Raw genomic sequence first — 20,116 nt, forward strand, 5'->3', positions numbered from 1 at the left:
GGCGCTGTGCCCAGTAAACGCGCGGTCGGCAGGGCTGCGCCTAGTGCTGCGCGAATTCCTTGATGCTCTGCATGGCGGACTGGCCTTCGCCAGCCACCACGATCACCTTGTGGTGCTCAAGCTCCCGCATGATGTCCTGGCTGACTTCCCTGTGAGCCTGCTTGTCCTGTGGAGGCAGGTTCACGTTGACGAGGATGTCTCCGGGCAATTCACGCTGCCGGATCAGTCGCGCGATCTTGCCGGTCCAGACGTCGCCATGCGCAGCAATGTCGTTGGCATCGCTTTGGCCCAGATGCAGGGCCTTGATGATCTTGCGGGGCTTGTCGCCCACCGTCTGCACGAAGTCGAACCGGGCACTGACGTACTCGTTGCCTATGCGCGCCGGCCTGAACGGCGCATCCAATTCGAGGCCGCCCAGCAAAGCCCTCAGGCGTTCGTTCATCGTGCGTTCCACGTACTCGGGCGTGGCAAAAGCATGGTCGACATAGTGGTCGAACTGCTGCTGCAACTCCCGGGCCGGGTCTTCCGTGAGCACCACTCTGGCGGGGCTGAAGCGCACGATGGCTTCACGTGGCTGCTCGAGCGCGGCCATCATCCCCCTCAAAGCATCTGTCTTCGCCTGCGGCGCCAGGCTGTAGGCGAGGGACTCGAGCCGCGACAACTCTTCCTCCACGGCCTTGACTGCGCTCTTGTAAAAATCCCTGTCAAGCGCATCGAAGAAATCGGTGACGCGCTTGGACTTGCGGCTTTGCAGCAGAAAACCGAAGTACCCGCTTTGCGGGCAGGTCAGCACAATGCCGATGTTGGCGAACTCGCCGGTCTCGGCATACGGGACAAATTGGACTATCGAATAGCGGCAGGCAAGAGGCTTCATGTGAACCTCCAAAAGTCGGGCGATTTGCACTTCGCAAGCGTCGCGGCAATGGCATTGATGTCCACCCTGGCGGGGATGTCGCATTCCGGGTTGTTCCAATGCCATTCCGGTGGAAGATTGTCGCAGGCAAAGCGGAAAACGGCATCCATCGCCTCGGAAAGTTGATCCTGTAGCCGGTCGCGCGACACAAGATCTGTCCTCTGCCAGCAGCCTCTGAAAATGTGATTCTCGATAAAGGTTGCGGCGTCCAGATGCGGGTCGAAGGCGAGGTTGTGGTCGATGACCACCAATGCGCTGCGATGCGCATCCCAAAGCAGGTTGGAGTTGCCGTCCATGCGGTCCACGTTCTGTACCCACCAGTCGAAGGCGAGGATGTTGGCCTGCAGGTCCTGCGGTACATGCAGGATCTGGGCTTTGTCGAACCAGGTGCATCCGGGATGACGCTGCGAGCCGAACGCTATGCCGCAGCCCAATTCACGCCATGGCCTGGGTGCCTCGTCCAGAAGTTCCTGGCTGACATGCAGCAGCTTGAAGGGCGGCAGCGGCAGGCCCAACTGCACGGCCAGATGCGCACAGATCCACTCGTTGCACAGGCTGGACCGATCCGTCTGCCGTCCTTTGACGTAGTAGGTCTGGCCATCGTCGGCCCGGCACAGAAACGGCTTTTGCGCGCCTTGCTCGGAGCGGCCCTGGATTTCAATGACTTCAGCGATGGCAGGCGGCATCTTCGTCTGTGTCGTACAGGTTACGGGAGGTCTGCTTCCAAGTGCCATCTTGCCCGATTTCGGCTGGATGGCCTTTGCTGCGAGTGTGATGCGGCGAGGCGTGCGGCCCTGCGCCCACCAACCCCGGCATCACCGTGAAATCCACCTGCGCCAGCGCCAGTTGCTGCATGGCCGGGATCAGGGCGCGGGCGTCGCCGCGCCGCCATTGGAAGGCGTAGTGCAGGGGCGCGAGGGCGGCCTTGGGATGGGCGCCCCCGACGGCGCGCAGGCCCAGGGCGGCGATCCAGCCGGTGGGCAGGAAGCCCACGCCCAGGCCGGCGCGCAGCATGCCGGCCACGGCGCCCCAGCTGTTGCACAGGATGCGCTCGCGCACGCTGGCGCCCCGGGCGAGCAGCCAATCGTCCAGCAGGCGCGTGGTGCCGGCCTGCGGGGGCAGGGTGACCAGCGCATGGCGCTGCAGCAGGGCTGCGGCGCCCAGGCGGCCCGCGCCTGCCAGGCCGGGGGCCACGGCCCAGGCAAAGCGCGCGGCGCCCACGGGGCGGGACAGCAGGCTGCTGCGCGAGGAGCGGCCCGCGATGACGGCAAAGTCCAGCTCGCCATCGTCCAGCCGCTGCTCCAGCACGCCGCCCACGTCCACATGGGGCTCCAGCACCAGTTGCGGATGGGCCTGGCGCGCGGCGGCCACGAAGGCCGGCAGCCAGGTCAGCGCCGACAGGTCGCCCACGCCGAAGCGGCAATGGCCGGCCAGCGCCTCGCGCGTGTCCAGGGCCTGGCCCAGCGCGGCCATGGCGTTGAGCACCTCCAGCGCGGCGGGCAGCAGGCGCTGGCCGGCGTCGGTGAGCACGGCGCGGTGGCCGCTGCGGTCGAACAGCGGCTGGCCCAGCGCGGACTCCAGTTCCGTGATGCGCTTGGACAGCGAGGACACGGACAGGTGCACGCGCTGCGCGGCCGTGGCGAAGTTGCTGCAGGTGGCGGCCCACCAGAAGGCTTCGAGCTGCTTGACCGAGGGTGTGGACATGGGTTTGTCGTTGGCAAAAAGCGAACAAGTGCATTCTAAATAATCCACTTTCATTCAATGGATGCGCGGCCTACAGTGGCGCCGGTTCCTGAACATTCCGAGGTCCGCACCATGGCCGCCATCGCTTCCTCCTCCGCCTCTGCCTCCACGCCTTCGGCATCCGCCCTGCCGGCGCCGCGCGCCCCGGCCGTGCTGCGCCGCATGCTGTCGCTGCATGATTTCGAGGAGGCCGCGCGCCGCAGGCTGCCCCGGCCCATCTTCGGCTACATCGCCGGGGCGGCCGAGGACAACGCCTCGCTGCGCGACAACCGCGAGGTGTTCGGCGAATGGGGCCTGACCACGCGCGTGCTGGCCGATGTGTCGCAGCGCTCCCAGGCCGTGGAGCTGTTCGGCGAGCGCTATGCCAGCCCCTTCGGCATTGCGCCCATGGGCATCAATGCGCTGTCCACCTACCGGGGCGACCTGGTGCTGGCCCGCGCGGCCCAGCGCGCGGGCATTGTGTCGGTGATGAGCGGCACTTCGCTGATCCCCATGGAGGAGGTGGCGCGCGAGAGCCCGGCCACCTGGTTCCAGGCGTACATCCCCGGGGACCAGGCCCGCATCGACGCGCTGATCGACCGCGTGGAGCGCGCAGGCTTTCGCACCCTGGTGGTGACGGTGGACATCCCGATCTCCGCCAACCGCGAGAACAACATCCGCACCGGCTTTTCCACGCCGCTCAAGCCCAGCCTGCGCCTGGCCTGGGACGGCATGGTGCGCCCGGGCTGGGTGGCCGGCACCTTCCTGCGCACGCTGCTGCGCCACGGCATGCCGCATTTCGAGAACTCCTTTGCCACGCGCGGCGCGCCCATCATGTCGTCCAGCGTGATGCGCGACTTTTCGGCACGCGACCACCTGAGCTGGCGCCATATCGAGGCCATCCGCCGCCGCTGGAAGGGGCCGCTGGTCATCAAGGGCGTGCTCAGCGTGGAGGACGCGCTGCAGGCGCGGCGCGTGGGGGCCGACGGCATCGTGCTGTCCAACCATGGCGGGCGGCAGCTCGACGGCGCGGTGTCGGCCATGCGCATTCTTGAGGACGTGGTGGCGGCCGTGGGGCCGGACTATCCCGTGCTGATCGACGGAGGTTTCCGGCGCGGCTCCGATGTGCTCAAGGCCGTGGCGCTGGGCGCGCGCATGGTGCTGGTGGGCCGGCCCTTCAACTATGCCGCCGCCGTGGGCGGCGAGGCCGGCGTGCTGCACGCCATCGGCCTGCTGCGCGACGAGGTGGACCGCAACCTGGCCATGCTGGGCGCCTCCTCCTGCGGCGCGCTGGACCGCTCGCACATCGTGCGCCGCGCATCGGCCTGACAGAAACCTCCACCGCCCGTTCAAAACACAGCCATTCCCAGGAGACATCCCATGAACCACTTCACTTCACGCCGCAGCCTGTGCGCCCTGCTGCTGGCCGCAGGCGCCGCACCTGGCGCCATGGCGGCCGATGCCGGCGCCTATCCCACGCGCCCGGTGCGCCTGATCGTGCCGTTTGCGGCCGGCGGCACCACCGACATCGTGGCGCGCGCGATCGCGCCGCGCATGGCCGAGGCCCTGGGCCAGCCGCTGGTGGTGGACAACAAGGGCGGCGGTGGAGGCGCCATAGGCGCGCACGAGGCTGCGCGCGCCCAGCCCGACGGCTACACGCTGGGCGTGGCCACCGTGTCCACCACGGCCACCAATCCGGCCATCAACCCGCGCCTGCCCTACAACCCGCTCACCGATTTCACGCCCATCACCAACATTGCGGCCACGCCCAATGTGCTGGCCGTGCATCCGGGCTTCAAGGCGCAGAGCTTTGCGGCCTTCGTGCAGGAGGTGAAGAAGAACCCCGGCAAGCATGCCTACGGCACGGCGGGCACGGGCTCCATAGGCCACATGCTGATGGAGCTGATGTCCAGCCGCTCGGGGCTGTCGCTCACGCATGTGCCCTACCGGGGTTCGGGCCCTGCGCTCAACGATGCGGTGGCGGGCCAGGTGCCCATCGTCTTCGACAACCTGCCCTCGGCCCTGCCCTTCATCAAGGCCGGCCGGCTCACCGCGCTGGCGGTGGCCGCGCCCGAGCGCCTGGCCCAGCTGCCCCAGGTGCCCACCTTCAAGGAGCTGGGGCTGGAGCCGGTCAACCGCAGCGCCTTCTATGGCATCTACGGCCCCAAGGGGCTGCCGCCCGAGATCGTGGCGCGCCTGCATGCGGCCGCCCAGCGCGCGCTGGCCAGCCCCGAGGTGCGCCGCCAGATCGAGGACACGGGCTCGCGCGTGATCGGCAACCGCCCCGAGGAGTTCGCGCGCGAGATCGCGGCCGAGAACGCCCTGTACCGCAAGATCGCCACGGAGCGGCGCATCGTGGCGGATTGAGGGGCAGCCGGCGGAAGGGAGGATAGGGGCTGCGAAAGAAATTTCGCCAACGCTGTCACAACGCGCACGCTCCATGCGTCTTGAAGGTATGGGCCAGCCATTCCGGCCGGCTGCTACATCCCTCAAGGAGTGTTTTCCATGACCGCTTCGTCTTCCGCCTCCACCGGCGCCCGTCCTCTTGCCGCCCCCACGCCGCGCCTGAACTTCCAGGCCGTCGCCCCCGAGCTGTACAAGGCCCAGGCCGGCATCAACGCGCTGCTGCACGAGTCCAGCCTGGGCATCCAGCTGCTGGAGCTGGTGTTCCTGCGCGTCTCGCAGATCAACGGCTGCGCCTTCTGCGTGGACATGCACACGCGCGAACTGCTGTCCCGGGGCGAGGACCTGCAGCGCATCAACAGCATCGTCACCTGGCCCGAGGTGGATTTCTACGACGGGCGCGAGCGCGCCGCCCTGAACTGGGCCGAGCGCTGCACGCGCCTGAGCCAGGCCCATCCCGAGCAGCAGGACTTCGAGGCGCTGCGCCCGCATTTCAGCGAGCGCGAGATGGTGGAGCTGACCTATGCCATCGGCAGCATCAATGTCTGGAACCGTCTGTGCGCGGGCTTTGCAGCGCCCGTGGCACGCAAGCCGATCAAGCTCTGAACGCCTGCAAGCCGCTCACTCCGCGGAGAGCTTTCGCTCCTTCACCAGCCTGCCCCACTGCTCGTACTCCTTCTTCATGAAGGCCGCGAACTCGGCGCGCGTGGTGGGCTGGGGCGTGAGGCCGTGCTTGTTCAGCGCCTCCTTGACGCCAGGGTCATTGAGTACCTTGACGATCTCGGTGTTCCAGCGGTCCAGCATCGGCTTGGGCGTCTTGCCCGGTGCCACGAAGGCATACCAGTTCAGCGCCTCGAAGCCGGGATAGCCGGCTTCGGCCACCGTGGGGATGTCGGGCATGTACGCCGGGCGCGTGAGGCCCGTGGTGGCCAGCGGGATCAGCTTGCCGGCCTCGATGTGGGGCAGGGCCGTGGGTGGCGCGGCGAAGTAGCTGGTCACGCGCTCGCCCAGCAGGTCCTGCAGCGCGGGCGCGCCGCCCTTGTAGGGCACGTGCACCATGTCGATGCCGGCGCGTTGGTTGAACAGCTCGCCTGCCAGGTGGGAGGCGGAGCCCGCGCCCGTCGATGCGTAGTCCACCGTGCCCGGGTTCTTCTTGGCCTTGGCCACGAACTCGGCCAGGGTCTTCACGCCCGCGCCCTTGTGCACCACCAGCACGTTGGGAAAGTTCACGCCGCCCGAGATGGGCGCCAGGTCCTTGAAGGGATCGTAGGGCAGCTTCATCAGGTGCGGCGCAATGGTCAGCGGCCCCACCGAGCCGAACAGCAGCACCGAGCCGTCGGCCGCAGCGTTGGCCACCTGCTGGTGGGCGATGTTGCCGCCCGCGCCGCCCTTGTTCTCCACCACCACGCTCTGGCCGATGTTCTCGCCCAGCTTCTTGGCGATCAGGCGCGCGGCTGCATCGGCGGCGCCGCCGGCTGCGAAGCCCACGACCAGGGACACGGGCTTCTTGGGGGGAAAGTCCTGGGCCTGCGCACCGGCGGCCAGGCCGAGCAGGGAGGCGGCCAGGGCGCTGGCATGCAGGAAGTTGCGCTTGTTCATCATGGGGTTGTCTCCGTCATTGGCTGGGAATCGGGGCGGATGCGGCTAGTCGGCACCCAGCCCGATGGGGCTGGGCTGGCGCTTTTCGGTGTTGTGGCGCAGCAGGGATGCCGTGCGGAACACGCCGTGCGCGAACTTGCCGTAGGGCAGGGTGGCGAACAGGGCGATCACCGCGCCCAGGTGCAGGCACAGCAGCAGGGCCAGGGCCGGCGTGCCGCGGCCCAGCCACAGCGCCATGCCGCTGGCGGCGACCAGGAACAGCAGGGCGATGAAGCCCAGGTCCATGGGTTTCTGGCGCGCGTCGCCATGCAGCGGGTGGCGCCTGCGGTTCAGGCGCCACAGGCCTGCGGTGCCCAGCATGAGGCTGGTGCCGCCCACGGCGCCCAGCAGCTTGGGCAGGCTGGGGAATTCGTAGGGCGCGGCCCAGCCGAACACGTAGTGGTAGACCGTGGCCAGCGCCGTGGCCGCAAAGCACAGCATGAATCCGTAGAAGGTCAGGTGGTGAAAACGCCTGCGGCTCAGGGTGTAGGCATCGTCCTCGTTGTGGCAGCCCTCGCCGTGGCCGCCGTCCAGGTATTTGAGGCGCAGCACGTCGTGCGCGGCCTCGGCCGCCGCCGGCGTGCCCACGTCCACGCCGCCGGTGGCGGGCTTGACGTCCTTCCAGAAGCGGCGCACGCCCATGGCCAGCGCCAGCACCACGAACAGGAACACGGGCGCGAAGATGCCCACCAGCAGGTTGTGCGGGAACAGGTTGTAGAAGTTGGCGCCCAGGTCCGCGCCCCACAGCCGGCCCAGGCCGCCCTGCAGGGCCACGGCCAGCACCAGGAACAGCGACAGGCCTGCGGCCAGGGCCAGCGACAGCGTGAGCCCGTTCCTCTGGTACAGGCGCCCCAGGGCGGGCGGCCAGGCGTAGTCGGCATAGGTCTGGCCGCGCACCTCGGCCATGGCCTTGGGGATGTTGATGGCGAATTCATGCGGCGGCGCGTACTGGCAGGCATGCAGGCAGGCGCCGCAGTTGTGGCACAGGTTGGCCAGGTAGTGCACATCGGCCTTGCCGAACTCCAGGCGCCGCGTCATGGCCGGGAAGACCGCGCAAAAGCCTTCGCAGTAGCGGCAGGCGTTGCAGATCTGCAGGGCGCGCGCCACCTCGCCTTCGGCGGCCGTTTCGGTGGAGACCGGCAGGATGGGGATGACCCGGCCGGCGGCCAGGTCCTGGGCTTCTTGGGCCAGGGCGTTCAGGGTCTGCATCTCGGTCAAGCCTTCTCTGTCACTGCGCCGCGCACGGCGGGGTGGCCCGTGGCGGCCAGGGCTGCGTTGCGGCCCGCGATGCGGCCGAAGGCCGTGCCGATGGACATGCCCACGCCGGCCGTATAGCCCTTGCCCAGCACGTTGCCGGCCATCATTTCGCCGGCCACGAACAGGCTGGTGCTGGGCTGGCCGGAAAAGCGCACGGCCGCCGTGTCGTCGGTCTCCAGGCCCAGGTAGGTGAAGGTCACGCCGGGGCGCAGCTGGTAGCCGTAGAAGGGCGCCGTGTCGATGGGGCGGGCCCAGTGGGTCTTGGCGGGCACCAGGCCCTCGGTATGGCAGTCGTCCAGCGCCGTGTGGTCGAAGTGGCCGACGCGGCAGGCGCCGTTGTAGGCATCCAGGGTCTGCATGAAGCGTTCTTCGTCCAGGCCCAGCTTGCGTGCCAGCTCGGGCAGGGAGTCGGCGCGCACGCCCGGGAAGACCGGCGGCATGAAGCGGCCAATGGCCTTGGCGTCGATGACGGACCAGGCGGTCTGGCCCGGCTGCTGGGCCACCAGGCGGCCCCAGATGGCATAGCGCTTGGGCCAGAAGTCCTCGCCCTCGTCGTAGAAGCGCTCGGCCTCGCGGTTGACCACCACGCCCAGCGAGACGCAGTCGATGCGCGTGCAGATGCCGCCGTCGTACAGCGGCGCGCGCGCATCGATGGCCACCATGTGGGCCTGGGTGGGGTCGCCGATGCGGTCGGCGCCATGGTCTTCGAGCAGGTGGCGCAGCAGCACGCCGCGGTTGAAGGCCGTGCCGCGGATCAGGAAGTTGTCGGACGGCCACTCGCCGCGCGCGTTCTGCCCCCAGGCCTCGCGCAGCCACTCGCGGTTGGACTCGAAGCCGCCCGCCGCCAGCACGCAGGTCTTTGCGGTGATGCGCTGCTCGCCCACCCAGGCGGCCTTGAACTCGCCGTCCTCGATCTCCAGCCGGTCCACGGGCGACGCGTAGCGCACCTGCACGCCCAGCCGTTCGGCGCTGCGGTAATAGGCATTGACCAGGGCCTTGCCGCCGCCCATGAAGAAGGCGTTGGTGCGCGCCACATGCAGGGCGCCCGACAACGGCGGCTGAAAGTGCACGCCGTGGCGGCGCATCCAGTCGCGGCAGGTGGAGGAGGCACGGATCACCATGCGCGCCAGGTGCTCGTTGGTGATGCCGCCCGTGACCTTGAGCAGGTCCTGCCAGAACTCCTCTTCGGGGTAGGCCTCGACCAGCACGTCCTGTGGCGCGTCGTGCATGCAGCGCAGGTTGCGCGTGTGGCCGGAATTGCCGCCGCGCCAGTCGCGCGGCGCCGCCTCCAGCAGCAGCACGCTGCAGCCTGCCTCGCGCGCCATCAGGGCCGCGCACAGGGCGGCATTGCCGCCGCCTATGACCAGGACATCGGGGTCCATGGAGTTCTCCTTGCATTCGCCATCGTGGGGATTGCGAATGTAGGGAGAACGCCGCGCGGCGGGCAGGGGCCCGCCGGCATGGGGGTATCAGTCTTCGTGATGGATGAGGGCCGTGCCGGCCCAGGCGCCGCCGCGCAGCAGCTGGCGCACGCAGTCGATCAGCACCACGCGCGCGGCCAGGGCGGCGGGCGACAGCTCATCCTCGGACAGGCTGCATAGCAGGTTGGTGCGCAGGGCATCTTTGTCCGTGATACGCGACCACTCGAAGCGCTGCGCGGCATCGGCATAGCGGCCCATGGAGGCCCAGGGCTGCACCGTGCTGCCCAGGCCCGCATCCACGGCCGCCATGACCATGGACAGCGAATCCACCTCCAGCACCAGATGCGGCGTGAAGCGCGCCTGCGAGAAGGCCGTGTCCAGCGTGCTGCGCAGGCCGTGCAGGCCCGTGGGCAGGATCAGCGATTCGCCGGCCAGGTCGGCCAGCGCCATCTGCGGCGGCAGCGGCTCGGGGTGGTGGCCGCGCGCGCGGATCAGGAACAGCTCTTCCTCGATCAGCGGGTGCACCTGCCACCGCCGCCCGCCTGCGCGGGCCTGACCGCCGTGCAGGCGGGCGTCGAACAGCACGGCCATGTCCAGCGCGCGCGCATTGAGCATGTCGGTCAGGTGGCCGGACATGCCCTCCACCATGTGCAGGCGCACATCGGGGTAGCGCGCGCGCATGGCCTGCATCATGGGCAGGCCCAGCATGGCCGAGGTGGTGGGCGCCAGGCCCACGCTGACCGATCCCGACAGCCGCGCCTGCTGCGCGCTGCGCACGGCCTGCTCGGCATGGCGCAGCGTGAGCTGGGCCTCGCGGAAGAAGGCCACGCCCGCCTCGGTGGGCACCACGCCGCGCGGCGTGCGCTGCAGCAGCCGGGTGGACAGCTCGCTTTCCAAGCGGCTGACCTGCTGGCTCAGCGCGGACTGGACCATGTCCAGGTCCAGGGCGGCGCGGCTCATGGAGCCCAGTTCGACGATGCGGACGAAGTAGCGGAGTTGTCTCAGTTCCATGGGGGCGGCGCTTGTGGATGGCAGCGGCGATTGTCGGTGCAGATCGTCGGCGCAGATTCTCGGTGCAGGCCGAGCGGGCCGCTGCACCGGGGGCTTGGCCTCAGATGCCGTGCGGCAGCAGGGCCGCCAGGGCATCGCCTATCGAGCGCGCAATCAGCTTCTGGCGCTCGCCAGGCATGCGCTCCAGCGTGGAGGCCACGCTGACGGCGGCCACAGGCTCGCCTTCGGCATTGCGCACCGCCATGCCCACGGCCAGCACGCCGCGCGTGGCGTGGTTGCCGATGACGGACCAGCCGCGCTGGCGCGTGGCCTTCACCAGCAGGGCCATGCGCTCGGGCGTCATGCCGCCGTACTGCTCCAGCACGGGCGCGTTGGCCGCCATCGCGGCCTGCACCTCGGCATCGGGCAGGGCGGCCAGCAGGGCCAGGCCCGCCGCTCCCACGCCCAGCGGCTGGCGCGTGCCCACCTGGATCACCAGGATCTGCACCGGATGCGTGCCCACATGGCGTGCGATGCAGTGCGATGCCGCGCCTTCGCGCACGATGGCGAAGGCCGCATCCGCGCAGCCCGCGCTCACGCGCTCCAGCACGGGCTGCAGCCGCACGGCCATGTTGGGCTGGCCTGCGCTGGCGGCCGTGGCCGCCAGCCGGTGGCCGGCCGCATAGCCGAAGCGCCCCCTGTGCGCCACATAGCCGCTGTCCACCAGGGTGGACAGCAGGCGGTACACCGTGGCGCGCTCCAGCCCCGTGGCGCGGCACAGGTCAGCGACGCGCAGGCCTTCGCGGCCAGCGGCCAGCACGGCGTCCAGCACCTGCAGGCCACGGCGCAGCGTGCGGCTGCCGGCATCGTCGGCGGAGACTGGAATGTCCGCTGGCCGGACGTTTGGATTGGTGCTGCGCGAAGGCATGGAAAAGAATTTCCCGGTGATTGCAGGCAGGGCAGAAAAGAGCCTGCGTGCAGCGCGCAGTGTGCCGCAGGCCGTCGAAAGCCCACACAAGCAGACATAAGCGGACATCAGAACGATCACCTGGAGACAAGACATGACAACCCCTGCCCGTTTCAATCCGTGGGCGCGCCGGCGCCTGCTGGCCTGTTCCTTCACCTGCGCACTGGCCGGCATGGCCGCCACGACCGCCGCGTTGGCGCAGCCGGCGGCCTGGCCTGCCCGGCCCGTGCGGCTCGTGGTGGGCTATGCGGCCGGTGGCGCCACCGACGTGATCGCACGCCTGGTGGCCGCCCGGATGGGCGAGCAGCTGGGCCAGAGCGTGGTGGTGGACAACCGCACGGGCGCCAACAGCAATGTGGGCGCCGAGGCCGTGGCGCGGGCGCCTGCGGACGGCTACACGCTGTATGTCTACACCATTGCCAACACCATCAATGCCTCGCTCTACCCCCGGCTCGGCTATGACCCGGTCAAGGACTTCGAGCCCATAGGCCTGATCGCCAAGATTCCCAACATCCTCGTGGTCAACCCGCGCCTGCCCATACAGAACGTGGCCGACTATGTGCGCCATGCCCGGCAGAGTGCGCAGGGCATCAGCTTCGCCTCGTCGGGCAGCGGCTCGTCGATCCATCTGTCGGGCGAGATGTTCCGGCAGCTCTCGGGCCTGCGCATGCTGCACGTGCCCTACCGGGGCAGCGCACCGGCCATCACCGACCTGCTGGGCGGGCAGGTGGATTCCATGTTCGACAACGCGCCCTCGGCCCTGCCCCATGTGCAGGCAGGCAAGCTGCGCGCGATCGCCATCACCAGCGCCCGGCGCTCGGCGCTGCTGCCCGATGTGCCCACGCTGGCGGAGTCGGGCTATGCGGGCTTCGACGTGCAGTCCTGGTTCGGCCTGGCCGCCCCTGCGGGCACGCCGCCCGCCGTGATCGAGCGCCTGAACCATGCCCTGAATACCGCCCTGGCCGCACCCGAGCTGCGCCAGCGCCTGGGCGAGATGGCCGCCACGCCCGAGCCCGGCACCCCGGCGCAGATGCGCAGCTTTGCGGCGTCGGAGATCAAGCGCTGGCGCGAGGTGGTCAAGGCCTCGGGCGCCACCGCCCAGTAGTTCGGCACACGTTCGGCAAAAGCTCGACACAACCGCCCCACAAGGAGACGACCCCATGCAACCCATTGATTTTTTCTGGCGCGCGGCCGAGCGCTGGCCGCAGCGCATCGCCATCGACGCGCCGGGCGGCTGCATCCGCTATGACGCGCTGGCCCGCAAGGTGGCCGCGCTGGCGGCCGGCCTGCAGGCGCTGGAGCCCGCCGTGCAAAGCCGCGTGGGCATCTGCGCGGGCAACAGCGCAGACCATATCGCCGCCCTGCTGGCGGTGATGGCCAGCGGCAAGGTCTGGGTGCCGCTCAATCCCAAGAGCACGCAGTCCGAGGTGCGCCGCATCATCGATGCCACCGAGCCTTCCATCGTGCTGTGCGATGCCGGTGGCGCTGCACTGGTGCAAGGGGCGCCGGGCATCCACCTGGTGCTGGGCGAGGGCACGGCGGCGCTGGAGCAGGCGCAGACCGGCGCCTTGCCTGTGACACCCGAGCTGCCCGCCGATGCCATCCAGGCCATCAAGTTCACGGGCGGCACCACGGGCCTGCCCAAGGGCGTGATGCAGCCCTGCCGCGCCTGGATGGCCGGCATTGCCAACCAGATCCAGGCCTGGGGGTTCGATGAGCATGACCGCTACGTCATGGCCGCGCCCATCACGCATGGCACGTCCACCTATCTGCTGCCCATCCTGGCGCAGGGCGGCTGCCATGTGCTGCTCGACGGTGCGGGTGCCGAGGCCGTGCGCAGCGCCTTTGCCCTGCGCGGCGGCACCGTGTGCTTCATGCCGCCCACCCTGATCTACATGCTGATGGCGCTGCCGGGCGCCAGCCGTGCGGACTTCCCCGGCCTGCGCCGCCTCATCTACGGCGGCGCTGCCATGCCGCCCGAGAAAATCCGCCAGGTGCGCGCCTTCTTCGGCCCCGTGCTGGCCACCACCTATGGCCAGACCGAGGCGCCGCAGATCCTCACGGCCATGCGGCCCGAGGACTTCGAGGACGAAGGCCTGTGGACCTCCGTGGGCCGGGCCACCTGGTTCAGCGACCTGGCCATCATGGCGCCCGACGGCCGCCTGCTGCCCCGGGGCGAGGTGGGCGAGGTCGTGGCGCGCGGCGACCTGCTGATGAGCGGCTACTGGCGCCTGCCCGGCAAGACGGCCGAGACCCTGGTGAACGGCTGGCTGCACACGGGGGACCGGGGCCTGATCGATGCGCAGGGCTACCTGCACCTCAAGGACCGCCTGAAGGACCTGGTCATCACGGGCGGCTTCAACGTCTATCCCGTGGATGTGGAAAACGCCCTGGGCCAGCATCCGGCCGTGCACGAGTGCGTGGTCTTCGGCATCCCCGACGACCATTGGGGCGAGGCCGTGCAGGCCGCCGTGCAATTGCGCGCCGAACTGCGCCCCGACCAGCGGCCGGACGAGGCCGAGCTGATCGCCTTCGTGCGCCAGCGCCTGGGCCCCGTGCAGACACCCAAGCGCATCCACTTTCACGCCAGCCTGCCGCGCTCGCCCGTGGGCAAGCTGCTCAAGACGGCCGTGCGCGAGCTTGCGCTGGCACCCCGCTGATCCCGCACACCATCACAAGGAGACCCTGGCCATGGCAACCCCCCAACCCCCCGTCACCCGCCTGTGCACCCACACCCTCACCAGCCTGCATTACCGCGATGCCGACCTGGTCGAGGACCTGATGGGCAAGAAGACCTTCACCGAGGTGATGCTGATGCAGATCCTGGGCCGCACGCCGCGCCCCGTGGACCTGCGCATCGCCGATGTGGTGCTCATCGTGCTCATGGAGCATGGCCTCACGCCCAGCGCCATCGCCACGCGCCTCATCTACATGAGCGCGCCCGAGAACCTGCAGGGCGCCGTCTCGGCCGGCCTGCTGGCCGTGGGCAGCTCCTTCGTGGGCACCATGGAGAACTGCGCCGCGCTGCTCGACCGCATCGCCGCCGCCGCCGACCCCGAGGCCGAGGCCCGCGCCATCGCCCGGCACCACAAGGCGTTGAAAAGCCCCGTGCCCGGCTTTGGCCACCACCTGCACAAGCCCGTGGACCCGCGCGCCTACAAGCTGCTGGACATGGGCCGCGCCGAACCCGAACTGGCGGGCAGCAGAATCCGCGCGCTCGAAATCCTGTCCGCCGCCGTGGACGCCGCAGCGGGCCGGCCCATCACCATCAATGCCACGGGGGCCGTGGCCGCCCTGCTGGGCGAGATCGGCGTGCCCACGGCCGTGATGCGCGGCTTTGCGGTGATCTCGCGGGCCGCCGGGCTGGTGGCGCATGTGGTGGAGGAGCAGCAAAGCCCGTCGGGCCGGTTCATCTGGGAAACGGTGGAGGAAGCCATCCCTTACGCGGGGCATGCAGTTTCCGCGAACGCTGCGTGAAGCAATGACCGATGGACCACCGCGCGCCATGCCGCGAGCATGGAGTCCATGCAACACAACCATGGATTGTCCGGCGCCCTCGACGGCCTGCGCGTGGTGGACCTGTCCCGCATCCTGGCGGGACCCTGGTGCACCCAGAACCTTGCCGACCTGGGCGCATCGGTGCTCAAGATCGAGCGTCCCGGCACGGGCGACGACACGCGCGCCTGGGGGCCGCCCTTCGTGCAGGCGCCCGGTAGCGAGGCCGTGTCGGCCTACTTCCTGTCCTGCAACCGCGGCAAGCAGTCGGTGGCGCTGGACTTCACCGAGCCGGCCTCGCATGCCTGGCTGCTGCGTCAGATCCGCGATGCCGACGTGCTGGTGGAAAACTACAAGGCCGGCGCGCTGGCGCGCCACGGCCTGGACCATGCGGCGCTGGCCGCCATCAACCCCGGGCTGATCTACCTGTCGATCACGGGCTTCGGCCAGAGCGGCCCGTTGGCGCACAAGCCCGGCTACGACTATGTGTTCCAGGGGCTGGGCGGCCTCATGGGCTACACGGGCGTGGCCGATGGCGAGGAGGGCGCGGGCCCGCTGCGCACGGGCGTGGCCGTGGTGGACCTGATGACGGGCATGTATGCCACCAGCGCCGTGCTGGCGGCCGTGGTGCAGCGCCAGCGCACGGGGCGCGGCCAGCACATCGACCTGGCGCTGCTGGACGTGGCCGTGGCCATGAATGCCAACCAGGCGGCCAACTACCTGGTCAGCGGCGAGAACCCGCGCCGCACGGGCAACGCCCATCCCAATTGCGCGCCCTACGAAGTGTTTGCCTGCGAAGACGGGCATTTCATCCTGGCCATCGGCAATGACGGGCAGTTCGCCGCCCTGTGCGCCGTGCTGGGCACGGACTGGCACCTGGACGCGCGCTTTGCCACCAATGCCGCGCGCCTGACCGGCATGGCGCAGCTGCGCCCGCTGCTGCGCGCGGTGCTGGGCCGCTGGCCGCTGCAGGCCCTGACCGATGCGCTGGACACCGCCCAGGTGCCCTGGGGCTGCATCAACACCATGGAACAGGTCTTCGCCCATCCGCAGGTACGGCACCGCCAGATGTTGCAGACGGTGGAGCACCCGCAGCTGGGCACGCTGAAGCTGGTGCGCAACCCCATGGTGCCGGCCGGCAACGGCGCCCAGGTGCCGCCGCCGCCCGTGCTCGGTGCGGCGCCGCAGGACCTCTGAATCCATAGACATCGACAAGCCAAGAAGGAGACAAGGATGACGAAACGCATGAACGCACTGAAGGCCGCCGTGGCAGCCGCCGCGCTGGCGGGGATGCCGCTGGCATATGCAGCAGGGGCAGCGGGGGCGGCAGGGGCAGGAAGCTATCCCGACCGGCCCGTACGCCTGGTCGTGCCCTATGCGGTGGGCGGCGCCACCGATGTGATCGCGCGCGTGGCGGCCCGCTACCTGGGCGAGACGCTGGGCCAGCCCGTGGTGGTGGAAAACCGCCCCGGCGCGGGCGGCAGCACGGGCTCGGCCTATGCGGCCAAGCAGCCGGCCGACGGCTACACCCTGGTGATGATGGTGGAGAGCTCGCATGCCGTGAACCCCAACGTCTACGCCAAGCCCGCGTATGAGCCGGTGAAGGACTTCACCCCCATCACCAACATCGCCAATGTGCCGGGCGTGATGGTGGTCAGCGCAGGCTCGGCCTACAAGAGCGCCAGGGATGTGAGCGACGCGGCGCGCGCCGCGCCGGGCCGGCTCAACTACGGCTCCTCGGGCAATGGCGGGCTCAGCCACCTGAGCGGTGCGCTGTTCGGCAGCACCACGGGCACCACCCTCACCCATGTGCCCTACAAGGGCCTGGGGCCGGCGCTCAACGACCTGATGGCGGGGCAGCTCGATGTGGTGTTCGACAACATGCCGTCCTCGGGCGCGCTGATCGCGGGCGGCCAGCTGCGTGCCCTGGCCGTGTCCAGCCCCGTGCGCCTGCCGGCCCTGCCCGGCGTGCCCACCTATGCCGAGGCCGGTCTCAAGCCCATGAACGACATGTCCTGGTACGGCCTGGGCGCGCCTGCCAGGCTCGATCCCGCCATTCTTGCCAGGCTCAGCGAAGCCATGCGCAAGACCTTGCAAAAGCCCGAGCTGATCAAGACCATAGAGCAGCAGGGCGCCGTCGTGGACTTCCAGGAGCCGGCGCAGTTCAGGCAGACGGTGGAGCGCTCCAACCGCGCCTGGTCCCAGCTGATCCGCGACATCGGATTCGAGAAACTTTGAGGAGATCTGCCGTGCATGCACAAGTGACCTTTCCCACCCCGCAGACCGCCGTGCTCACCATCACGGGCGGCGGGCCGCTGAACATCCTGGGCACGCCCGTGATCCGCGCGCTGACCGCGCAGCTGGCCGAGCTGGCCGAGCGCCCCGATCTGCACTGCCTGGTGCTGCGCGGATCGGGCACGCGCGCCTTCGTGGCGGGGGCCGACATCCGCGAGATGGCGTCGCTCGATGCCGCCTCGGCACGCGCCTTCATCAGCGGGCTGCGCGACCTGTGCAACGCGGTGCGGCATTTCCCCGTGCCGGTAATCGCCCGGTTGCAGGGCCATACGCTGGGCGGCGGGCTGGAGCTGGCCATGGCGGCCGACCTGCGCATCGCGGCCGATGATGCCGTGGTGGGCATGCCTGAGGTCAAGGTCGGCATTCCCTCGGTGATCCACGCGGCCATGATGCCCGCGCAGATCGGCGGCACGCGCGCCAGCTGGCTGCTGCTCACGGGCGAGAACATCGGCGCCCTGCAGGCCGAGCGCTGGGGCCTGCTCAACGAATGCGTGCCCGGCGACCAGCTCGATGCCCGCATCGCGCAGATTGCCGAGGGGCTGGGCGAGATCGGCATCGAGGCGCTGCGCCAGCAAAAGCGCCTGCTGCGCCGCTGGGAGGGCATGGGCGTGGACTCGGCCATCACCGACAGCGTGGCCGAGTTCGGCGCGGCCTTCAACACGGGCGAGCCGCAGCACCACATGAATGCCTTCCTGGAGCGCAAGCAGGCCAAGGCCCAGCCCTGAACCCAGGCCGGGCCGGGCTAGGCCTTGTCGGCCAGCCCTTTCAGAAAGCTGCGCAGCCGCTGCGCGGTGGGCGTCAGCGGCCGTTCGCTGGAGCGCACCAGCTGCAGCGGGCGCCGCGCCCAGGTTTCCTGCAGCGACAGGCAGGCCACCGCATGCGCGGTGCCGAGCCTGCGGTAGATGCTGTGCGGAATGATGGCCAGGCCCACGCCCTGCGAGACCAGCCGCACGATGGAGGTGAAGTCGTCCACGTGGATGCGGCAGCGCAGCGGCCGGCCATGGCGCTTGGCCAGCTCGCGCAGAAAGGCGTAGTTGCTGCTGGTCAGCGCCATGCCCACGAAGGCATGGGACAGGGTGTCGAAGAAGCGGCAGGAAGGGCCTTCGCCGTCCTCTTGCCTCTCGCCCGGCTGGGGTACCAGCGGATGGCCGGGCGGGGCAATCACCACCAGGCGGTCCAGCGCAAAGGTCTCGCAGGCCACGGCGCCCGCCATGGGCTCGCCCGCGTAGACGCCCAGGTCGGCCTCGCCCTCGGCCACGCTGGCGGCAATCGTCTCGCTGGTCTGCTCGACCAGGGTGAGGTTCACCTCGGGAAAGGCGGTCAGGAATTCGCCGATGTGCGGGCCTATGAAGCCGTGCAGCGAGGAGCTGTTGGCCGCCAGCGTTGCCTTGCCCTGCAGGCTGCTGCCCAGCAGGGCGGCCTCGGCCTCCATGCCGTCGATGGCGGCGAACACGCCGCGCGCATGCTCGAGCATGGCGTGGCCTTCCTCGGTCAGCCGCATGCCCTTGTGCTCGCGCGTGAACAGCTGGCAGCCCAGGGCCTGCTCCAGGTTGCGCAGGCGCTGGCTGGCGGCCGAAGGTGTGAGATGCCGTGCCTGGCTGGCACGCGAGAGATTGCCGGCCTGGGCGATGGCCATGAACAGCTTGAGATCGGTCAGGTCGTAGCGCATGCGGGCGTTTCCCAGGGGGCAAGAGGGCCATTATTCCTGCTGGCGCAGGGCTGCAAAGCCCGTGGCGCGCAGCCTTTGAAGGGCGCTGGGATAATCGCTGCCATGACTAAACACCGCGTCGTGGTGGGCCTGTCGGGCGGTGTGGACTCCGCTGTCACGGCCCATCTCCTCAAGCAACAGGGCCATGAAGTGGTCGGCATCTTCATGAAGAACTGGGAAGATGACGACGACAGCGAATACTGCTCGTCCAATGTCGATTTCGTCGATGCCGCCGCCGTGGCCGACGTGGTCGGCATCGAGATCGAGCATGTGAACTTCGCCTCCGAGTACAAGGACCGTGTCTTCGCCGAGTTCCTGCGCGAGTACCAGGCCGGCCGCACGCCCAACCCCGACGTGCTGTGCAATGCCGAGATCAAGTTCAAGGCCTTCCTGGACCACGCCATGCGCCTGGGCGCCGAGAAGATCGCCACGGGCCACTACGCCCGCGTGCGCCGTAACCCCGACACGCAGCTGTTCGAGCTGCTCAAGGGGCTGGACCCGGCCAAGGACCAGAGCTACTTCCTGCACCGCCTCAACCAGGCCCAGCTGTCCAGGTCCATGTTCCCCGTGGGCGAGCTGAAGAAGACCGAGGTGCGCCGCATTGCCGAGGAGATCGGCCTGCCCAACGCGAAGAAGAAGGACTCCACGGGCATCTGCTTCATCGGAGAGCGGCCGTTCCGCGACTTCCTGAACCGCTACATCAGCAAGGAGCCCGGCAACATCCTCGACGACCGCAACCGCAAGCTGGGCAAGCATGTGGGCCTGTCGTTCTACACGCTGGGCCAGCGCTCGGGCCTGGGCATCGGCGGCATCAAGGAAAAGGGCGCGCCGCGCGGCGGCGGCGACCATGAGCCCTGGTTCGTGGCACGCAAGGAGCTGGACACCAACACGCTGCGCGTGGTGCAGGGCCATGACCATCCCTGGCTGCTGTCGCAGTCGCTGCTGGCCGACCAGGTCAGCTGGGTGGCCGGCCACGCGCCCGCCGAGGGCAAGGCCTACGGCTCCAAGACTCGCTACCGCCAGCCCGACTCGCCGGCCCTGGTCTCGGGCGCCACGCCCGAGGGCTTCCGGCTGGATTTCCCCGAGCCGCAATGGGCCGTCACGCCCGGCCAGTCGGCCGTGCTCTACGACGGCGACGTGTGCCTGGGCGGCGGCATCATCGCGGCGGTGGATCCGCACTGATGCGGCACTGATGCGGCATTGATGCGGATTGACGCCGTGCAGGATGCGGCCCGGCGCCATTTGCTATCGTCACGGGGGGCGGCACAACCGCCCCTTTTTTCTTGTTCCTTTTCGTTCTTCACGAC

At 69.3% G+C, this 20,116-nt stretch carries 19 protein-coding genes; 10 read left to right on the forward strand and 9 right to left on the reverse strand.

Annotated features, from left to right (window positions below):
• Positions 1–40: 40 nt before the first annotated feature.
• Genes A9976_RS21970 through A9976_RS21980 form a run of 3 tightly spaced genes read right to left on the reverse strand, consistent with a single transcriptional unit; the run spans position 41 to position 2,617 of the window.
• Positions 41–874 carry a DUF3037 domain-containing protein gene (locus A9976_RS21970; RefSeq protein ID WP_183020765.1) on the reverse strand — a complete coding sequence of 278 codons (834 nt, stop codon included), beginning with the start codon at positions 872–874 and terminating at the stop codon, positions 41–43.
• Positions 871–1,599, reverse strand: coding sequence for a HipA family kinase (locus tag A9976_RS21975; protein ID WP_183020766.1), 729 nt, complete (start codon positions 1,597–1,599; stop codon positions 871–873). The genes A9976_RS21970 and A9976_RS21975 overlap by 4 nt, the downstream gene beginning before the upstream one ends.
• Positions 1,580–2,617, reverse strand: coding sequence for a LysR family transcriptional regulator (locus tag A9976_RS21980; RefSeq protein ID WP_183020767.1), 1,038 nt, complete (start codon positions 2,615–2,617; stop codon positions 1,580–1,582). The genes A9976_RS21975 and A9976_RS21980 overlap by 20 nt, the downstream gene beginning before the upstream one ends.
• A gap of 111 nt (positions 2,618–2,728) precedes the next feature.
• On the opposite strand from A9976_RS21980, the gene A9976_RS21985 reads away from it, so the two are divergent.
• The 3 genes from A9976_RS21985 to A9976_RS21995 all read left to right on the forward strand — a co-directional run bounded on the left by A9976_RS21985 (position 2,729) and on the right by A9976_RS21995 (position 5,644).
• Positions 2,729–3,964, forward strand: coding sequence for an alpha-hydroxy acid oxidase (locus tag A9976_RS21985; RefSeq protein ID WP_061289028.1), 1,236 nt, complete (start codon positions 2,729–2,731; stop codon positions 3,962–3,964).
• Between the two features lie 51 nt (positions 3,965–4,015).
• Positions 4,016–5,002 (forward strand): tripartite tricarboxylate transporter substrate binding protein BugE, encoded by a 987-nt coding sequence (locus A9976_RS21990; protein ID WP_183020768.1) that lies wholly within the window; start codon positions 4,016–4,018, stop codon positions 5,000–5,002.
• A gap of 138 nt (positions 5,003–5,140) precedes the next feature.
• Positions 5,141–5,644, forward strand: a complete 504-nt coding sequence (locus tag A9976_RS21995; RefSeq protein WP_183020769.1) for a carboxymuconolactone decarboxylase family protein — start codon at positions 5,141–5,143, stop codon at positions 5,642–5,644.
• Between the two features lie 15 nt (positions 5,645–5,659).
• On the opposite strand, the gene A9976_RS22000 is transcribed toward A9976_RS21995, so the two are convergent.
• The 5 genes from A9976_RS22000 to A9976_RS22020 form a co-directional block, all read right to left on the reverse strand.
• The gene (locus tag A9976_RS22000; RefSeq protein WP_183020770.1) at positions 5,660–6,640 is read right to left on the reverse strand and encodes a tripartite tricarboxylate transporter substrate binding protein; all 981 of its coding nucleotides are present in this window, start codon (positions 6,638–6,640) and stop codon (positions 5,660–5,662) included.
• 42 nt (positions 6,641–6,682) lie between these two features.
• Positions 6,683–7,885 (reverse strand): tricarballylate utilization 4Fe-4S protein TcuB, encoded by a 1,203-nt coding sequence (gene tcuB, locus A9976_RS22005; protein WP_047328023.1) that lies wholly within the window; start codon positions 7,883–7,885, stop codon positions 6,683–6,685.
• 5 nt (positions 7,886–7,890) lie between these two features.
• A complete protein-coding gene (gene tcuA / locus A9976_RS22010; RefSeq protein WP_183020771.1) occupies positions 7,891–9,315 on the reverse strand; it encodes an FAD-dependent tricarballylate dehydrogenase TcuA in 1,425 nt (474 codons plus the stop codon).
• A gap of 87 nt (positions 9,316–9,402) precedes the next feature.
• Positions 9,403–10,365, reverse strand: a complete 963-nt coding sequence (locus A9976_RS22015) for a LysR substrate-binding domain-containing protein (RefSeq protein WP_012202727.1) — start codon at positions 10,363–10,365, stop codon at positions 9,403–9,405.
• A 100-nt stretch (positions 10,366–10,465) separates the two neighbouring features.
• Complete coding sequence (locus A9976_RS22020; RefSeq protein WP_183020772.1) at positions 10,466–11,272, reverse strand: IclR family transcriptional regulator; 807 nt, start codon at positions 11,270–11,272, stop codon at positions 10,466–10,468.
• Positions 11,273–11,405: 133 nt separating this feature from the next.
• Between A9976_RS22020 and A9976_RS22025 the strand changes: the two genes are divergently transcribed.
• From A9976_RS22025 to A9976_RS22050, 6 genes are read left to right on the forward strand one after another with little or no spacing between them, the layout of a single operon-like run.
• Complete coding sequence (locus A9976_RS22025; RefSeq protein WP_183020773.1) at positions 11,406–12,416, forward strand: tripartite tricarboxylate transporter substrate binding protein; 1,011 nt, start codon at positions 11,406–11,408, stop codon at positions 12,414–12,416.
• A 55-nt stretch (positions 12,417–12,471) separates the two neighbouring features.
• Positions 12,472–13,971 (forward strand): class I adenylate-forming enzyme family protein, encoded by a 1,500-nt coding sequence (locus A9976_RS22030; RefSeq protein WP_183020774.1) that lies wholly within the window; start codon positions 12,472–12,474, stop codon positions 13,969–13,971.
• 31 nt (positions 13,972–14,002) lie between these two features.
• Positions 14,003–14,788, forward strand: a complete 786-nt coding sequence (locus tag A9976_RS22035; RefSeq protein ID WP_061289038.1) for a citryl-CoA lyase — start codon at positions 14,003–14,005, stop codon at positions 14,786–14,788.
• A gap of 48 nt (positions 14,789–14,836) precedes the next feature.
• On the forward strand, positions 14,837–16,003 hold the full coding sequence (locus tag A9976_RS22040; RefSeq protein WP_183020775.1) for a CaiB/BaiF CoA-transferase family protein: 1,167 nt from the start codon (positions 14,837–14,839) through the stop codon (positions 16,001–16,003).
• Positions 16,004–16,039: 36 nt separating this feature from the next.
• On the forward strand, positions 16,040–17,044 hold the full coding sequence (locus A9976_RS22045) for a tripartite tricarboxylate transporter substrate binding protein (protein ID WP_183020776.1): 1,005 nt from the start codon (positions 16,040–16,042) through the stop codon (positions 17,042–17,044).
• Positions 17,045–17,055: 11 nt separating this feature from the next.
• A complete protein-coding gene (locus A9976_RS22050) occupies positions 17,056–17,826 on the forward strand; it encodes an enoyl-CoA hydratase (RefSeq protein ID WP_183020777.1) in 771 nt (256 codons plus the stop codon).
• Positions 17,827–17,843: 17 nt separating this feature from the next.
• Here the strand turns inward: A9976_RS22050 and A9976_RS22055 are convergent, their stop codons facing one another.
• Positions 17,844–18,770, reverse strand: coding sequence for a LysR substrate-binding domain-containing protein (locus A9976_RS22055; RefSeq protein WP_183020778.1), 927 nt, complete (start codon positions 18,768–18,770; stop codon positions 17,844–17,846).
• 102 nt (positions 18,771–18,872) lie between these two features.
• Between A9976_RS22055 and mnmA the strand changes: the two genes are divergently transcribed.
• Entirely contained in the window at positions 18,873–19,991 is a 1,119-nt protein-coding gene (gene mnmA, locus A9976_RS22060; protein WP_183020779.1) for a tRNA 2-thiouridine(34) synthase MnmA, read from the forward strand.
• Positions 19,992–20,116 lie beyond the last annotated feature (125 nt).

The organism is Delftia sp. UME58 (assembly GCF_014170385.1).
Classification (GTDB): Bacteria; Pseudomonadota; Gammaproteobacteria; order Burkholderiales; family Burkholderiaceae_C; genus Comamonas; species Comamonas acidovorans.

What these genes read in the sequence shown, in the direction of transcription:
- A9976_RS21970 (WP_183020765.1), bottom strand. Translation starts at nt 874, where the DNA reads ATGAAGCCTCTTGCCTGCCGCTATTCGATAGTCCAATTTGTCCCGTAT.
- A9976_RS21975 (WP_183020766.1), bottom strand. Translation starts at nt 1,599, where the DNA reads ATGCCGCCTGCCATCGCTGAAGTCATTGAAATCCAGGGCCGCTCCGAG.
- A9976_RS21980 (WP_183020767.1), bottom strand. Translation starts at nt 2,617, where the DNA reads ATGTCCACACCCTCGGTCAAGCAGCTCGAAGCCTTCTGGTGGGCCGCC.
- A9976_RS21985 (WP_061289028.1), top strand. Translation starts at nt 2,729, where the DNA reads ATGGCCGCCATCGCTTCCTCCTCCGCCTCTGCCTCCACGCCTTCGGCA.
- A9976_RS21990 (WP_183020768.1), top strand. Translation starts at nt 4,016, where the DNA reads ATGAACCACTTCACTTCACGCCGCAGCCTGTGCGCCCTGCTGCTGGCC.
- A9976_RS21995 (WP_183020769.1), top strand. Translation starts at nt 5,141, where the DNA reads ATGACCGCTTCGTCTTCCGCCTCCACCGGCGCCCGTCCTCTTGCCGCC.
- A9976_RS22000 (WP_183020770.1), bottom strand. Translation starts at nt 6,640, where the DNA reads ATGATGAACAAGCGCAACTTCCTGCATGCCAGCGCCCTGGCCGCCTCC.
- tcuB (WP_047328023.1), bottom strand. Translation starts at nt 7,885, where the DNA reads ATGCAGACCCTGAACGCCCTGGCCCAAGAAGCCCAGGACCTGGCCGCC.
- tcuA (WP_183020771.1), bottom strand. Translation starts at nt 9,315, where the DNA reads ATGGACCCCGATGTCCTGGTCATAGGCGGCGGCAATGCCGCCCTGTGC.
- A9976_RS22015 (WP_012202727.1), bottom strand. Translation starts at nt 10,365, where the DNA reads ATGGAACTGAGACAACTCCGCTACTTCGTCCGCATCGTCGAACTGGGC.
- A9976_RS22020 (WP_183020772.1), bottom strand. Translation starts at nt 11,272, where the DNA reads ATGCCTTCGCGCAGCACCAATCCAAACGTCCGGCCAGCGGACATTCCA.
- A9976_RS22025 (WP_183020773.1), top strand. Translation starts at nt 11,406, where the DNA reads ATGACAACCCCTGCCCGTTTCAATCCGTGGGCGCGCCGGCGCCTGCTG.
- A9976_RS22030 (WP_183020774.1), top strand. Translation starts at nt 12,472, where the DNA reads ATGCAACCCATTGATTTTTTCTGGCGCGCGGCCGAGCGCTGGCCGCAG.
- A9976_RS22035 (WP_061289038.1), top strand. Translation starts at nt 14,003, where the DNA reads ATGGCAACCCCCCAACCCCCCGTCACCCGCCTGTGCACCCACACCCTC.
- A9976_RS22040 (WP_183020775.1), top strand. Translation starts at nt 14,837, where the DNA reads ATGCAACACAACCATGGATTGTCCGGCGCCCTCGACGGCCTGCGCGTG.
- A9976_RS22045 (WP_183020776.1), top strand. Translation starts at nt 16,040, where the DNA reads ATGACGAAACGCATGAACGCACTGAAGGCCGCCGTGGCAGCCGCCGCG.
- A9976_RS22055 (WP_183020778.1), bottom strand. Translation starts at nt 18,770, where the DNA reads ATGCGCTACGACCTGACCGATCTCAAGCTGTTCATGGCCATCGCCCAG.
- mnmA (WP_183020779.1), top strand. Translation starts at nt 18,873, where the DNA reads ATGACTAAACACCGCGTCGTGGTGGGCCTGTCGGGCGGTGTGGACTCC.